This window comes from Streptomyces sp. CNP082 (genome assembly GCF_059570535.1).
In genome coordinates, this window is the sequence record NZ_JCANSZ010000047.1 from 42,740 (window position 1) to 58,705 (window position 15,966).

Here is a 15,966-nt window from a genome sequence, read left to right on the forward strand (position 1 = left end):
CATCGGGGCCGTGACGGTGCGGCATGGGAGAATCGGCCCGTACACCCAACCCCGAGAAAGGGTGACCGCCATGGCCGGCAAACCGCCCGTCGGCGACCCCGTACAGGACGCCCCCGAGGTCACCACGCCCCAGCAGTCCGCCGTCGGCGCCCCGGCCATCGCGCACGCCCTGCGCAGCGGGCAGGAGCAGATGGGCGTACGGCGCACGGCGCGCACCCTGCTGCGCGTCAACCAGCGCGACGGCTTCGACTGCCCCGGCTGCGCCTGGCCAGAGCCGGACCGCCCGCACACCTTCGAGTTCTGCGAGAACGGCGCCAAGGCCGTCGCCGAGGAGGCGACGCTGCGCCGCGTCACCCCCGGGTTCTTCGCCGCGCACCCCGTCGCCGACCTCGCGGGCCGCAGCGGCTACTGGCTGGGCCAGCAGGGCCGGCTCACCCACCCCGTGTACCTGGCCGAGGGCGCCGACACCTACGAGCAGGTGTCCTGGGAGCGGGCGTTCGCCATCGTCGCCGAGGAACTGACCGCCCTCGACTCGCCCGACGAGGCGGTCTTCTACACCTCCGGGCGCACCAGCAACGAGGCCGCGTTCCTGTACCAGCTCTTCGCCCGCGAGTTCGGCACCAACAACCTCCCGGACTGCTCGAACCTGTGCCACGAGTCGTCCGGCTCCGCGCTCACCGAGACCCTCGGCGTCGGCAAGGGCAGCGTCCTGCTCGACGACCTCTACCAGGCCGACCTGATCATCGTCGCCGGCCAGAACCCGGGCACCAACCACCCGCGCATGCTCACCGCGCTGGAGCGCGCCAAGGACAACGGCGCCCGCATCATCACCGTCAACCCGCTGCCCGAGCCCGGCATGGTCCGGTTCAAGAACCCCCAGACCGTACGCGGCCTCGCGCGCGGCGGCACCCCGCTGACCGACCTGTTCCTCCAGGTGCGTGTCGGCGGCGACCAGGCGCTCTTCCGCGCCCTGGCCGGCCGCGTCCTCGCCGCGCACGACTCCGGCGCGCGGACCCCCGGCGGCCGGGCCGTCGTGGACGAGGAGTTCGTCGCCGAGCACACCCGGGGCTACGAGGAGTACGCCGCCGCCGCCCGCGGCTACGCCGACGCCGACGCCGAGCGCGCCACCGGCCTGACCGCCGCCGACCTCGACCGCGCCGCCGAACTGGTCCTCGCCGCCGACAAGATCGTCGTCTGCTGGGCGATGGGCCTGACCCAGCACAAGCACGCCGTGCCCACCATCAAGGAGATCGTCAGCTTCCTGCTCCTCGGCGGCCACGTCGGCCGCCCCGGCGCCGGCGTCTGCCCCGTGCGCGGCCACAGCAATGTCCAGGGCGACCGCACGATGGGCATCGTCGAACGGCCCGCGCCCGCCTTCCTGGACGCGCTGGAGAAGGAGTTCGGCTTCGCCCCGCCCCGCAGACACGGCTACGACGTCGTACGCGCCATCCGCGCGCTGCGCGACGGCGACGCCAAGGTCTTCTTCGCGGTCGGCGGCAACTTCGTCTCCGCCTCGCCCGACACCGAGGTCACCGAGGCCGCGATGCGCCGCGCCCGGCTGACCGTGCACGTCTCGACCAAGCTCAACCGCAGCCACGTCGTCACCGGCGCCCGCGCGCTCATCCTGCCCACCCTGGGCCGCACGGAGCGGGACCGGCGGCCCGGTCCCGACGGCCGCGGCCACGAGCAGGTCGTGACCGTCGAGGACTCCATGGGCGTCGTGCACGCCTCCCGGGGCCGGCTCGCGCCCGCGAGCGACGCGCTGCTGTCGGAGGTCGCGATCGTCTGCCGGCTCGCCCGCGCGGTGCTCGGGCCGGCCAGCGCCACGCCCTGGGAGGAGTTCAGCGGCGACTACGCGCGCATCCGCGACCGTATCGCGCGCGTGGTGCCCGGCTTCGAGGACTTCGACGCCCGCGCCCGCCGCCCCGGCGGCTTCACCCTCCCGCACGCCCCGCGCGACGAGCGCCGCTTCCCCACGAGCACCGGCAAGGCCCACTTCACCGCCGGCGCCGTGACGTACCCCGAGGTGCCCGAGGGCCGGCTGCTGCTGCAGACGCTGCGCAGCCACGACCAGTACAACACCACGATCTACGGCCTGGACGACCGCTACCGCGGGGTGCGCGGCGGCCGGCGCGTCGTCCTCGTCCACCCCGACGACGCCGCCGACCTCGGCCTGGCCGACGGGGTGTACGCGGACATCGTCGGCGAGTGGCACGACGGCGTCGAGCGGCGCGCGGACGGCTTCCGCGTCGTGCACTACCCGACGGCCCGGGGCTGCGCCGCCGCGTACTACCCGGAGACCAACGTGCTGGTGCCGCTCGACTCCACCGCGGACACGAGCAACACCCCCACAAGCAAGTCCCTGGTGGTGAGGCTGGAAACGGCCGCGTCTACGGTGGAGCCCGACACGGTGTAGACGGGGCAGAGGACGGAGCCGGGCGCGACATGGGCGAGCACACCACGACGAAGTTCCCCCAGGAGATCCTCGACGAGTTCGCCGGCGTCGGCGTCGATCTGGAGAAGCTGTTCTCCGCCGGCGCCCTCGGGCAGCGCATGGGCCTTGCGGTGCTGGAGGCGGCGCCCGAGCGGGTCGTGGGCACCCTGCCGGTGGAGGGCAACACCCAGCCGTACGGGCTGTTGCACGGCGGCGCCTCCGCGGTGCTCGCCGAGACCCTGGGGTCCGTCGGCGCGATGCTGCACGGCGGCCCGGCGAAGATCGCGGTCGGCGTCGATCTCAACTGCACCCACCACCGGGCCCTGCGCTCCGGCGTCGTCACCGGCGTGGCCACGCCGGTGCACCGCGGCCGGTCCACCGCGACGTACGAGATCGTCGTCAGCGACGAGGAGGGCCGCCGGGTGTGCACCGCGCGGCTCACCTGCCTGCTGCGCGACGCCTGACCCGCGGCGGACCGGCACACGGCGGCGCGGTCAGTGGCGCGGCGCGCGCCGCCCGTCCTTGATGACGACCTTCTTCACCGGCTTGTGCACCGGCTTGCGGTGCCAGCGGGCATGCGTCCGCCCGGACTTCTTGCAGTGCCCCCGGGGTGTGTCCTTCACGTGCACCCGCTTGCCGGCCGGGCCCGCCGAGCCGCCCGGCCCGTGCTGCGCGACGTGCTTGCTCTGCGCGCACGGCCGGTGCGGCGCCGCATGCCCCTCGGCGGCGCTCGCCGTCCCCGCGGCACCCAGCAGGACCGACAGCGCCGCGACCGCGGTGACCGCGACCCTCCTCATGGTGACGTTCATGGTGGGATTTCCCTTCTGTGCCGGTCCGTCCGGCACGGGCACCACCATCGGCCGTGCCGCCCGCCGATCCGAACTCCCGCCGCCCGCCCGCGTGTCCCGCCGCGGGACGCACCCGCCGGCCCGAGGATGAGAAACCCATGAGAATCGCTCACCCGATACGCTCAGACCGGCCGCCCCCGGGGCCCCTCCCCCTCATCCCGCTCTCATGGTTCTCACCCTCCCCTCACCCCCGGCGGCACCGACGTCCCGTGCGGAATTCACCCGTCCGGGCGGTGCGTACCAGTGCCCGGTGCCCGCTCCCGCAGGTCTGTGCACCTCCCGCGCGGTTGCTGTGACCAGCGCCACTCCGTATCAATCAAACTAGCTATGACCTGCACGTTTAGCGAACATGCCGCTCGGGTACGTTGCCCGTCTCACAAACGCCTTCTAGCCTCGGGGCGCATGAACCTCCTCCGGAAGCTGAATCACAAGCTCGGCGCAACCACGGGTTTCGAGATCCGCAAGGCCGGGCTGCCGCAAGCACCTGCCCTGAAACCCGCCCGGGCCAAGGAGCCCACGGAGCCGAAGCCGGCCGCGCAGGTCGCGTACCGGCCCCCGGAGGATCCCGAAGTCGACCGGCTGCTGCGGCAGCCCGTGTTCATCATGTCGCCGGTACGCTCCGGCTCCACCCTGCTGCGCCTGCTGCTCAACGCGCACTCCCGCCTGCACTCCGCGCACGAACTGCACTTCCGCCGCCTGGAGGTCAACGCCAGCACCAAGCTCGCCGAGCGCGCCATGGCGGAGCTGGGCCTGGAGCGCGGTGACCTGGAGCACCTGATCTGGGACCGGGTGCTCCACCGCGAGCTGGTGCGCTCCGGCAAGGACTTCCTGGTGGAGAAGACGCCCAGCAACACCTTCGCGTACAAGCGCATCGCCGCCTGCTGGCCCGACGCCCGGTTCATCTTCCTGCTCCGCCACCCCGCCTCCATCGCCCGCTCCTGGTACGAGGCCGACCCGGACAAGCGCACCGAGGAGGAGGCCGCCCTCGACGCGCTGCGCTACATGCGCGCCACGGAGCGCGCCCGCCAGGCCCTGCCGGGGCACGTCGTGCGCTACGAGGAGATGACCGACGACCCCGAGTCCGCCATGAAGGGCATCTGCGCCTACCTGGGGATCGACTTCGAGCCGGGCATGCTCGACTACGGCTCCCGGGGCGAGGCCAGCTACAAGAAGGGCCTCGGCGACTGGAAGGACAAGATCCGCAGCGGCCAGGTGCAGGCCGGCCGCGCGCTGCCCGCCGAAGCGGAGATCCCCGAGCCGCTGCGCGAGATCAGCGCCGCCTGGGGCTACCTCGAAGGCCGGCCCCCGGCGGCCGGCGCCGCAGCCGCCGAGCCGCACGCCGAGATCGCCGAGGTCTGGCCCCGCGACGGCGCCGTACGCCTCACCGGCAGCCTGCACGGCGTCGCCGACGCCACCGGCAGCCCCTGGACGGTGCTCCTCGTCCGGCGCGACCACGAGCACCACCAGCTCCGCTATCCCGCCGAGCTGGCGGACGGCGGCTTCGACGTCACGGTGCCCGTGGCCGACCTGGCGCCCGCCGGGCTGACGACGCCGGCCCAGTGGGACATCCACCTGGCCGCCGGCGAGGGCGACGCGGAGGTCCGGCTGCGCGCCGGCCGCCACCTCGACGGGATCACCGGCAAGAAGAACATCATGGTCTTCCCCGGCCAGCCCGCCCAGGTCGACGGTGCCGACGTCGAGGTCAAGCCGTACTACACCATCAAGGACAACCTCTCCGTCGAGGTACTGCCGGCCTCATGAAGATCCGCTATCTGCTGATGCACGCCTACGGCACGGGCGGAACCATCCGCACCGTGTTCAACCAGGCCGGCTCCATGGCCGCCGCGGGCCACGACGTCGAGATCGCCAGCATGCAGCGCACTCGCGACGAGCCCCACTTCCCCCTCCACCCCGACGTCACCGTCACCACCCTGGTCGACCAGCGGCCCGCCGCCCGCGAGGCCGAGCTGGCAGCGGCCGGCCCCCGCGCCGCCGAGCGGCGCGTAGAGCGCGAGGGGCAGCCGCCCCGGCACATCCCGGCGGGGGAGTTCGCGTACGAGCGCTACAACCGCCACGTCGAGGACACCGTCATCGGCTGGCTGGAGCGGCAGCAGGACGCCGTCATCGTCCCGACCCGCCCCGGCCTGAACTTCCTCACCGCCCGGTACACGCCGCGCTCCTGCCGGAAGATCGCCCAGGAGCACATGAACCTGGGCACGCACCCGGGCGACATCCGCGCCGCCATCCAGCGCGAGTACCCCCGGTTCGACGCCGTCGCCGTCCTCACCCACGGTGACCGGGAGGACTACCAGGAGCTGCTGCCCGGCACCCGCGTCGTCCGCATCCCCAACGCCGTGCACACCGGTGACAAGAAGCTCACCACCTATGCCAACCGCATCGCGGTCGCCGCCGGCAGGCTCTTCCCGCAGAAGGGCTTCGACATGCTGATTCCGGCGTGGGCGCAGCTCGTGGAGAAGTTCCCCGACTGGCAGCTGCGGATCTTCGGCACCGGCGAGAAGAAGGCCGAGCTGCGCCGCCTGATCAACGACCACCACCTCTACAATCACGTCTTTCTGATGGGGCACACGCACAAACTGGACGACGAACTTGCGAGAGCATCCTTTTATGTGCTCAGCTCGCGGTTCGAGGGCCTGCCCATGGTGATGATCGAATCGATGACCCACGGACTCCCCGTGGTCAGCTTCGACTGTCCGACGGGCCCGTCCGACGTGCTCACCCACGGGAAGGACGGCCTGCTGGTGCCCCGCAAGGACGTGGACGGGCTGGCCGAGGCCATGGGAGAGCTGATGGACGACGAGGGCCTGCGGGCCGACATGGGAGCGGCGGCACTGCAGACGTCGCGCTCCTACACTCCCGAGGCGGTCCATCCGCAGTGGGAGGCACTGTTCGAGGAGATTCACGGGAGTGGGAGTGCCTGACAACGCACCCGGCGCCGACGGCGTACACGCGCGCGGCGCCACGATCTGGCTCACCGGCCTGCCCAGCGCCGGCAAGACGACGCTGGCGCGCGCCTTCGGCGAGCGGCTCCGGGACGCCGGCCACCGGGTGGAGGTGCTGGACGGCGACGAGATCCGGGAATTCCTCACCGCGGGCCTCGGTTTCTCCCGCGGGGACCGCGACACGAACGTGCAGCGCATCGGCTTCGTCGCCGAGCTGCTCGCGTCGCACGGGGTCAAGGTCCTCGTGCCGGTGATCGCTCCGTACGCGGACAGCCGCGAGGCGGTGCGCAAGCGCCACCAGACGGAAGGTACGACGTATGTGGAGGTGCACGTGGCCACGCCCGTCGACGTCTGCGCCGAGCGGGACGTGAAGGGCCTCTACGCCAAGCAGGCGGCCGGTGAGCTCTCCGGCCTCACCGGCGTCGACGACCCGTACGAGCCGCCCGCGGAACCCGATCTGCGCATCCCCACGCACGAGCAGAGTGTCGAAGAATCCGCGGCGATGCTCCACGCCGCACTGGTGGAACGAGGTCTCGCATGAGCCAGGTCGAGCAGGCCACCGCCCATGACTTCCAGTTGCCGCACCTGGACGTGCTGGAGTCGGAGGCGGTGCACATCTTCCGCGAGGTCGCGGGGGAGTTCGAGCGTCCGGTGATTCTCTTCTCCGGCGGCAAGGACTCCATCGTGATGCTCCACCTGGCGCTGAAGGCGTTCGCGCCGGCCCCGCCGCCGTTCGCGCTGCTGCACGTCGACACGGGGCACAACTTCCCCGAGGTGCTGGACTACCGCGACCGCGTCGCCGCCCAGCACAACCTGCGGCTGCACGTCGCCTCCGTCCAGGACTTCATCGACCGCGGCGAGCTCAAGGAGCGCGCCGACGGCACCCGCAACCCGCTGCAGACGGTGCCGCTGCTGCGCGCTATCGAGGAGGGCCGCTACGACGCGGTCTTCGGCGGGGGCCGCCGCGACGAGGAGAAGGCCCGCGCCAAGGAGCGCATCTTCTCCCTGCGCGACGAGTTCGGCGGCTGGGATCCGCGCCGCCAGCGCCCCGAGCTGTGGCAGCTCTACAACGGCAAGCACGCCGTCGGCGAGCACGTCCGGGTCTTCCCGCTGTCCAACTTCACCGAGCTGGACGTCTGGCAGTACATCGCCCGCGAGAAGATCGTGCTCCCGCAGATCTACTACGCGCACCGCCGCGAGGTCTTCCTCCGCAGCGGCATGTGGCTCGCCCCCGGCGACTGGGGCGGCGCCAAGGAGGGCGAGCGCGTCGAGACCCGCACGGTGCGGTACCGCACCGTCGGTGACATGTCCTGCACCGGCGCCGTCGACTCCGATGCCGACACCATCGAGAAGGTCATCGCCGAGATCGCCGCCACCCGCCTCACCGAGCGCGGCGCCACCCGGGCCGACGACAAGATGTCCGAGGCCGCCATGGAAGACCGCAAGCGCGAAGGCTACTTCTGATCATGACTGTGAACCCACCTGCCCCCGCCACGGAGCCGGCCGCGCTCACCGAGGTCTCCCTGCTGCGCTTCGCCACCGCCGGCAGCGTCGACGACGGCAAGTCGACCCTCGTCGGCCGGCTGCTGCACGACTCCAAGTCGGTGCTCGCCGACCAGCTGGAGGCCGTCGAGCGCGCCTCCGCCAGCCGCGGGCAGGAGGCCCCCGACCTGGCGCTGCTCACCGACGGCCTGCGCGCAGAACGCGAGCAGGGCATCACCATCGACGTGGCGTACCGCTACTTCGCCACGCCCCGGCGCCGCTTCATCCTCGCCGACACCCCCGGCCACGTGCAGTACACCCGCAACATGGTCACCGGCGCCTCCACCGCCGAACTGGCGGTCATCCTGGTGGACGCCCGGCACGGCGTCGTCGAGCAGACCCGCCGGCACGCCGCGGTCGCCGCGCTGCTGCGCGTGCCGCACGTGGTCCTGGCCGTCAACAAGATGGACCTCGTCGGCTACGCCGAGGACGTCTTCGCCGAGATCGCCGCCGAGTTCACCAAGTACGCCAAGGCCCTGGGCGTGCCCGCCGTGACCACCATCCCCATCTCGGCCCTGGAGGGCGACAACGTCGTCACCCCGTCGGCCACCATGGACTGGTACGCGGGCCCCACGGTGCTGGAGCACCTGGAGACCGTCCAGATCGACCACGACCCGCGCGGTCGCGTGGCCCGCTTCCCCGTGCAGTACGTGATCCGTCCGCAGACCCCGGAGTACCGCGACTACCGCGGCTACGCCGGGAAGATCGCCTCCGGCATCTTCCAGGTCGGCCAGTCCGTCACCGTGCTGCCCTCGGGCCGCACCTCCACCGTCGCCGGCATCGACGTGCTGGGCGAGAGCGTCGACGCCGCCTGGGCGCCGCAGTCGGTCACCCTCCGGCTCGCCGACGACATCGACATCTCCCGGGGCGACATGATCGCCCCCAGCGAGCAGGCCCCGGACGCCACGCAGGACATCCAGGCCACCGTCTGCCACCTGCACGACACCGCGCTCGCCCCCGGCGCCCGGGTGCTGCTCAAGCACACCACCCGCACCGTCAAGGCGATCGTCAAGGAGATCCCCGACCGGCTCACGCTCGACGACCTCTCCCACCACCCCTCCCCGGGGTCTCTGGAGGTCAACGACATCGGCCGCGTCGTGCTGCGCACCTCGGAGCCGCTGCCGATGGACGCCTACGGCGACTGCCGGCGCACCGGCTCCTTCCTGCTGATCGACCCCGCCGACGGCTCCACCCTCGCCGCGGGTATGGCGGGCGCCGCGTTCGCGGGCGCGGACAGCCAGAAGCGGGCCGAACTCGACGACGCCGAGTGGGACTTCTGACCGCACCCCGCCCGGCCGCAGGACCGCCCGGACGCTGACGGCGTCCCACGGGCCAGGCCGCGGGCCACGTCACCGGACGGCGGCGGGAGCAGGGGCACACCGCCCCGGCGCCCGCCGCCGTCGCGTACGTTCGGTAGTCGGACGCGCGCGTGCACGCCCCCTGCGCCCCGGGCGCGTACGCCCTTACGCTGTCCGCCATGAGCGCGCCCACCCGGCCCGAGCCCGGTTCAGAACCGGACCCCGGCCCGCCCGCGGAGATCCTCGGCGGCGGCTCTGCGGGACCGCGCCTCGGCGAGCGCTGGACGGCGCTGCCGCCCCGCTCCCGCCGGCTCGCCGCCATCGGCGCCGGCCTCGCGGCGCTGGCCGCTCTCGGCGTATACGCCCTGGCCACACGGCCGGAGCCGGTGCCGCCCCCGCCTGTGCCGTACCCCCTCCAGTCAACCGCTTTCTCCTTTCTCGGGATAGAAACCCCTAAACCGGGCGATACCACTTTTGATGCCCAGCTCATCGCCACCTCGGACAGCGGCGCCTCACTGGAGAAGGTCACCCAGGGCTACAGCGGCCTGAAACTGTCCGTCCGGCCCGCACCGCCGCTGGAACTGCCCCGGGGCCAACCCACCCGCGTCACCGTGAGGTTCGAGGTCGTCCGGTGCACCGGCCTCCCCCTCGACGCGCGCCTGCCCTCCCTGCGCGTAACGCTGCGTAACACGCGCGCAATACAGGACTACAGCTCCATCCTCGGCGGCACCTACGCCGCCGAACTGTCCCGGGCGCTGCGTACGATATGCGAACCCGCTCAGCGGGCGGCTCCCGGCGCACAGGACACCAGCAGCGGCTTCACGCCCCTTCGGGCGTCCGGACTCCGCGGATCCGGCACAGAGCACCCCCGCCGCCCCGGCCGCCGGATGTAAGGGTCATAACAAGAGAGTCACAGCATTGCCTGCACCTCTGCCCCCCCGCCCCGGGGCGGCTTAGAGTCACGCCCAGTCACCGCGCAGCAGGTCACCTTCCGACGCCTGCCGCGTGCACCGGCCCACTCTGCGCAGTCGAGGCCGCGCCAGGGGAAAGGACTGATCGTGCGTCACCGTTCCTTGCTCATACTCACCACTGCGGTCACCGCAGGGGCTCTCACGCTGTCGGCTTGCGGTTCCCGCGACGACGACAGCGAAGACGGAGGCGGTGGCGACGGAACGACCGTCGTTATCGGCCTCGACGCGCCGCTGACCGGCGACCTCTCGGCCCTGGGCATCGGCATCCAGAACTCCGCCGAGCTCGCCGTGAAGACGGCCAACGACAACGAGGAGGTCAAGGGCGTCACATTCGAGCTCGAGGCCCTCGACGACGTGGCGCAGGCCCAGCAGGGCCAGCAGAACGCCACCAAGCTCATAGGCAACGACGACGTCATGGGCATCGTCGGCCCGCTCAACTCCGACGTCGGCCAGTCCATGCAGAAGGTCGTCTCCGACGCCGGCATGGTCCAGGTCTCGCCCGCGAACACCAACCCCGCCCTGACCCAGGGCGAGGAGTGGCAGTCCGGCGAGAAGGTGCGCCCGTTCGACAACTACTTCCGGGTGTCCACCACCGACGCCATCCAGGGGCCGTACGCGGCGCAGTACCTCTTCAACGAGGAGAAGCTGAAGAAGGTCTTCGTCATCGACGACAAGAAGACCTACGGCGCCGGGCTGGCCGCCACCTTCGCCGACGAGTTCGAGAAGCTCGGCGGCAAGGTCGTCGGAACCGACCACGTCAACCCCGACGACAAGGACTTCGCGGCCATCGCCACGAAGGTCAAGAACTCCGGCGCCGAGTTCGTCTACTACGGCGGCGAGTACCCCGCCGGCGCCCCGCTGGCCGCCCAGGTCAAGAAGGCCGGAGCCAAGATCCCCACCGTCGGCGGCGACGCACTGTTCAGCGCCGAGTACGTCTCCCTGGCCAAGGAGAACGCCGAGGGCGACATGGCCAGCTCCGTCGGCGCGCCGCTGACCGAACTGGACACCGCCAAGGAGTTCATCAAGAACTACGAGGCCGCGGGCTACAAGGACGCCTACGAGGCGTACGGCGGCTACTCCTACGACTCCACCTGGGCCGTCATCCAGGCCGTGAAGGCCGTCGTCGAGGAGAACGACGGCGAACTGCCCGGTGACACGGACGAGGCCCGCAGCGCCATTTCGGAGGCCATGCAGGACGTTTCCTTCGAGGGTGTGACCGGCAGCGTCGCCTTCGACGAGTTCGGCGACACCACCAACAAGCAGCTGTCGCTGTACCAGATCAAGGACGGCGAGCACGTGCCGCTGACCAGCGGCGAATTCGAAGGCTGACCGGGGCGGACCACACCGCCCACTGATCACACAGACCGCAAGCGGCGCGGGGGGCGCACACAGCGCCCCCCGCGCGGCCATATCTGACACCCACTCGGAGGCCCAGCGGTGAACGATCTGCCGCAGCAACTTGCCAACGGCCTGCTACTCGGCGCCTTGTACGGGCTCATAGCCATCGGTTACACGATGGTCTACGGCATTGTTCAGCTCATCAACTTCGCCCACGGCGAGATATTCATGATCGGCGGCTTCGGCGCCCTGACGATGTGGTTGTGGATGCCCAACGGCACCAGCCTGCTCGTCGCCCTGCCGCTGATGATCCTCATGGCAGTCGTCTGCTCCGTCCTGGTAGCCGTGGGCGCCGAGCGCTTCGCCTACCGTCCCCTGCGCGGCGCGCCACGCCTCGCCCCCCTTATCACCGCAATCGGCCTGTCCATCGCCCTGCAGCAGGCCATCTGGGCCTGGTACCCCGACGCCACGAAGGCGCGGCCCTTCCCCGAGTTCAGCGGCCCGCGCATCGACTTCGGCGAGTTCTCCATCCTGCGCGGCGACCTGTTCCTCCTCATCGCCGCCCCCGTGTGCATGATCGCCCTCGGGTTCTTCGTCTCCAAAACCCGCACCGGCCGCGCCATGCAGGCCACCTCGCAGGACCCCGACACGGCCAAGCTCATGGGCATCAACACCGACCGCATCATCGTGATGGCCTTCGCCATCGGCGGCGCCTTCGCCGCCATCGCGGCGATCGCCCACGGGCTGCGGTACGGCAACGTCGACTTCAAGATGGGCTTCATCGCCGGCCTGAAGGCGTTCACCGCCGCCGTCCTCGGCGGCATCGGCAACATCTACGGCGCCATGATCGGCGGCATCGTCCTCGGCGTCGCCGAAGCCATGGCCAGCGCGTACATGGGTGACATCCCCGGCATGGACCAGCTCGGCGGCGGCTCCTGGAAGGACGTGTGGGCCTTCGTGCTGCTGATCCTCGTCCTGCTCCTGCGACCACAGGGCCTCCTGGGCGAACGCGTCTCGGACAGGGCGTGAAAGCGATGACCACCATGGAGAAAACCACCCCGGCCGCCCCCACCGGCGCCACCCTGCCCCTGCCCCCCGGCCTCGCCCGGCTCCTCGCCCTCGGCGGCGCCGCCGGCACCTTCCTCGCCACCTTCCTCTCCTGGACCTACACCGAGGAATTCCCGGGCAACCTGACCGTCTACGGATACCCCGGCGGGCTGCAACTGCTGACGCTCACCGGAGCGCTGCTCACCCTGGCCTTCCTGCTCTCCGGACAGGGCGTGCGCGGACTGCGCTGGCTCACCCCCGCCGGGCCCAACAGCGCCGCACGGCTCCTCGCCCTCGGCACCCTCGGCGTCACCGGCTACACCATCGGCGCCATCGTCAAGAACCTCGGCGGCCTGATCAACGTCGACCCCGGCGGCTACATCGCCGTCGCCGCCGCCCTGATCTGCGCCATCGGCGCCCTCGGCCTGCCCGCGGACGTCCCCGTGGACCCCGACAGCCCGCCGGCCAACCCGTGGGAACAACTGGTGCACTCCCTGAAGGCACCGGCCCCCAGGCGGCTGAAGGACCTGCCGGCCTGGCTGGAGATCATCATCATCTCCGTCTCCTTCGCCATCGGCCTGTACGTCTTCACCTTCGGCATCGGCACCGACTACGCGGAACTGTTCGTCGGCTACATGGTCCTCGTCGCCTTCGCGTTCCCCGCCCTGGGCCGCGCGGGTCTCACCCAGCAGCTCGGCCAGCTCACCGCCAAACACCGCAACGTCACCGTCACCGCGGCCTTCGTCGCCGCGTTCGTCTTCCCGTTCACCCAGAGCGACGACGCCTACGCCAACATCGGCACCAACATCCTCATCTTCGCCACCGTGGCACTCGGCCTCAACGTCGTCGTCGGCCTCGCCGGGCTGCTCGACCTCGGCTACGTCGCCTTCCTCGGCGTCGGCGCGTACACCGCCGCCCTGGTCTCCGGCGCACCCACCTCCAGCATCGGGGTCCACTTCCCGTTCTGGGCGGCCGTGCTCACCGGCGCCGCCGCCTCGCTGGTCTTCGGCGTGCTCATCGGCGCCCCGACCCTGCGGCTGCGCGGCGACTACCTCGCCATCGTCACCCTCGGCTTCGGCGAAATCTTCCGCATCGCCGTCCAGAACATGGACGGCGTCTCCGGCCCCGACGTCACCAACGGGCCCAACGGCATCCCGAGCATCCCCGAACTGGAAATGTTCGGCTTCAACCTCGGCGAGAAGCACACCATCCTCGGCGTCGAACTAGGCCGGTTCTCCAACTACTTCATGCTCATGCTGGTGTTCACCATCATCACCGTCATGATCTTCCGGCGCGCGGACCAGTCGCGCATCGGCCGCGCCTGGGTCGCCATCCGCGAGGACGAGACCGCCGCCCGCGCCATGGGCATCAACGCCTTCCGGCTCAAGCTCCTCGCCTTCGCGCTCGGCGCCACCCTGGCCGGCATGGCGGGCACCGTACAGGCACACGTCCAGTACACGGTCACGCCCAACGGGTACAAATTCGTCGAAGCCGTACCACCCAACTCCGCGTTCCTCCTGGCAGCCGTCATCCTCGGCGGCATGGGCACCGTCAGCGGCCCGCTCATCGGCGCGTCGCTGCTCTACCTCATCCCCGCCAAGCTGCAGTTCGTCCAGGAATACCAACTGCTGCTCTTCGGCGTGGCACTCGTCCTGCTCATGCGCTTCCGCCCCGAGGGCCTCATCGCCGACCGCCGGAAGCAACTCGAGTTCCACGACAGCGACCAGCCCGACGCGCCCAAGGAAGAAACCGGCCTCACCAAGGTGGGGGTGTGACACCCATGACCAACGACACCGCCCCCGCCAAGGGAACCGCAACCGGCACCACCGTCCTGGACGCCCGCGGCGTCACCATGCGCTTCGGCGGCCTCACCGCCGTACGCAACGTCGACCTCACCGTCGGCCAAGGCGAGATCGTCGGACTCATCGGCCCCAACGGCGCCGGCAAGACCACCTTCTTCAACTGCATGACCGGGCTCTACATCCCCACCGAAGGAACGGTCAGCTACAAGGGCAAAGTCCTGCCGCACCGCTCCCACCGCGTCACCGAGGCAGGCATCGCCCGGACCTTCCAGAACATCCGTCTCTTCGCCAACATGACGGTCCTGGAAAACGTCCTCGTCGGCCGCCACACCCGCACCCGCGAAGGACTCTGGTCCGCACTGCTGCGCGGCCCCGGCTTCAAACGAGAAGAAGCCGCATCCGAACAACGCGCCATGGAACTCCTGGAGTTCACCGGACTCGCCGCCAAACGCGACCACCTCGCCCGCAACCTCCCCTACGGCGAACAGCGCAAACTGGAGATCGCCCGGGCACTCGCCAGCGAACCAGGACTGCTGCTCCTCGACGAACCCACCGCGGGCATGAACCCCCAGGAAACCCGGGCCACCCGCGAACTCGTCTTCGCCGTCCGCGAACAAGGCATCTCCGTGCTCGTCATCGAACACGACATGCGGTTCATCTTCGGACTCTGCGACCGCGTCGCCGTCCTCGTCCAAGGAGAAAAACTGGTCGAAGGCACCCCCGACGTCGTCCAGAGCGACGACCGCGTCGTCGCCGCCTACCTCGGCGAACCCTTCGAAGGCGCCCCCGAGGACGAGGCCGTCGACGAAATCACCGCCGCCGAGGACGCGATCCCACAGCACACCGGGAGCGCCAGCACCCCCAAGAAGAGCAAGGAGGGCGACGCGTGACCGCGCTACTCGAGGTCGAAGACCTCAAAGTCGCCTACGGCAAGATCGAAGCCGTCAAAGGCATCTCGTTCAGCGTGCAGAGCGGCGAGGTCGTCACCCTCATCGGCACCAACGGCGCCGGCAAGACCACCACCCTGCGCACCCTCTCCGGACTGCTCAAGCCCTCCGGCGGCAAAATCTTCTTCGACGGCACGCCGCTCAACGGCGTCGGCGCCCACAAGATCGTCGCCATGGGCCTCGCCCACTCCCCGGAAGGCCGCCGGCTCTTCCCCCGCCTCACCATCACCGAAAACCTCCAACTCGGCGCCTTCCTCCGCAAGGACACCGCAGGCATCGAGCAGGACATCAACATGTGCTACGAGCTGTTCCCCATCCTCGGCGAACGGCGCAAACAAGCCGCCGGCACCCTGTCCGGCGGCGAACAGCAGATGCTCGCCATGGGCAGGGCACTGATGTCCCGGCCCAAGCTCCTCATGCTCGACGAACCCTCCATGGGCCTCTCGCCGATCATGATGCAGAAGATCATGGAAACCATCCGGGAACTCAAAGCCCAGGGCACCACCATCCTGCTCGTCGAACAGAACGCCCAGGCCGCGCTCTCCCTCGCGGACCACGGACACGTCATGGAAGTCGGCAAAGTCGTCCTTTCCGGCACCGGAGAAGAACTCCTCCACGACGAATCCGTGCGCAAGGCATACCTCGGCGAGGACTGACAGTGATGATTGCTGTGGCTCCGTCCGAGGGTCTGACTCCAGGACTGACTGGCGCTTCGGCTGTCCTTGGGCGGATTCGTCGGCCGTCTGGGCGGAGCCATTGCGCGCGTGGCCGGTCGGGCA

The 15,966-nt window shown here is 70.5% G+C and carries 14 protein-coding genes; 13 read left to right on the plus strand and 1 reads right to left on the minus strand.

Annotated elements, in window-relative coordinates:
- The first annotated feature begins 70 nt into the window (after positions 1-70).
- A complete protein-coding gene (locus B124_RS28725; protein WP_496505897.1) occupies positions 71-2,416 on the plus strand; it encodes an FdhF/YdeP family oxidoreductase in 2,346 nt (781 codons plus the stop codon).
- A 29-nt stretch (positions 2,417-2,445) separates the two neighbouring features.
- Positions 2,446-2,898 (plus strand): PaaI family thioesterase, encoded by a 453-nt coding sequence (locus B124_RS28730; protein ID WP_496505898.1) that lies wholly within the window; start codon positions 2,446-2,448, stop codon positions 2,896-2,898.
- Between the two features lie 30 nt (positions 2,899-2,928).
- On the opposite strand, the gene B124_RS28735 is transcribed toward B124_RS28730, so the two are convergent.
- Positions 2,929-3,243, minus strand: coding sequence for a hypothetical protein (locus B124_RS28735; protein ID WP_496505899.1), 315 nt, complete (start codon positions 3,241-3,243; stop codon positions 2,929-2,931).
- Positions 3,244-3,684: 441 nt separating this feature from the next.
- On the opposite strand from B124_RS28735, the gene B124_RS28740 reads away from it, so the two are divergent.
- The 11 genes from B124_RS28740 (at position 3,685) to B124_RS28790 (ending at position 15,843) form a co-directional block, all read left to right on the plus strand.
- Positions 3,685-5,043: a sulfotransferase gene (locus B124_RS28740; RefSeq protein WP_496505900.1), complete on the plus strand. Its 1,359-nt coding sequence runs from the start codon at positions 3,685-3,687 to the stop codon at positions 5,041-5,043.
- A complete protein-coding gene (locus B124_RS28745; RefSeq protein ID WP_496505901.1) occupies positions 5,040-6,221 on the plus strand; it encodes a glycosyltransferase family 4 protein in 1,182 nt (393 codons plus the stop codon). Before B124_RS28740 ends, B124_RS28745 begins: the two co-directional genes overlap by 4 nt.
- Positions 6,214-6,783, plus strand: coding sequence for an adenylyl-sulfate kinase (gene cysC, locus B124_RS28750; RefSeq protein ID WP_496505902.1), 570 nt, complete (start codon positions 6,214-6,216; stop codon positions 6,781-6,783). Before B124_RS28745 ends, cysC begins: the two co-directional genes overlap by 8 nt.
- On the plus strand, positions 6,780-7,706 hold the full coding sequence (gene cysD, locus B124_RS28755; protein WP_496505903.1) for a sulfate adenylyltransferase subunit CysD: 927 nt from the start codon (positions 6,780-6,782) through the stop codon (positions 7,704-7,706). The genes cysC and cysD overlap by 4 nt, the downstream gene beginning before the upstream one ends.
- Before the next feature lie 2 nt (positions 7,707-7,708).
- Positions 7,709-9,064: a sulfate adenylyltransferase subunit 1 gene (locus tag B124_RS28760; protein ID WP_496505904.1), complete on the plus strand. Its 1,356-nt coding sequence runs from the start codon at positions 7,709-7,711 to the stop codon at positions 9,062-9,064.
- 197 nt (positions 9,065-9,261) lie between these two features.
- Positions 9,262-9,975, plus strand: coding sequence for a hypothetical protein (locus B124_RS28765; protein ID WP_496505905.1), 714 nt, complete (start codon positions 9,262-9,264; stop codon positions 9,973-9,975).
- 165 nt (positions 9,976-10,140) lie between these two features.
- Positions 10,141-11,382 (plus strand): branched-chain amino acid ABC transporter substrate-binding protein, encoded by a 1,242-nt coding sequence (locus B124_RS28770; protein WP_496505906.1) that lies wholly within the window; start codon positions 10,141-10,143, stop codon positions 11,380-11,382.
- Between the two features lie 108 nt (positions 11,383-11,490).
- Positions 11,491-12,420 (plus strand): branched-chain amino acid ABC transporter permease, encoded by a 930-nt coding sequence (locus B124_RS28775; protein WP_496505907.1) that lies wholly within the window; start codon positions 11,491-11,493, stop codon positions 12,418-12,420.
- A 5-nt stretch (positions 12,421-12,425) separates the two neighbouring features.
- Positions 12,426-14,213: a branched-chain amino acid ABC transporter permease gene (locus tag B124_RS28780; RefSeq protein ID WP_496505908.1), complete on the plus strand. Its 1,788-nt coding sequence runs from the start codon at positions 12,426-12,428 to the stop codon at positions 14,211-14,213.
- Between the two features lie 5 nt (positions 14,214-14,218).
- On the plus strand, positions 14,219-15,130 hold the full coding sequence (locus B124_RS28785) for an ABC transporter ATP-binding protein (protein ID WP_496505909.1): 912 nt from the start codon (positions 14,219-14,221) through the stop codon (positions 15,128-15,130).
- Entirely contained in the window at positions 15,127-15,843 is a 717-nt protein-coding gene (locus B124_RS28790; RefSeq protein WP_496505910.1) for an ABC transporter ATP-binding protein, read from the plus strand. Before B124_RS28785 ends, B124_RS28790 begins: the two co-directional genes overlap by 4 nt.
- Positions 15,844-15,966: the final 123 nt, after the last annotated feature.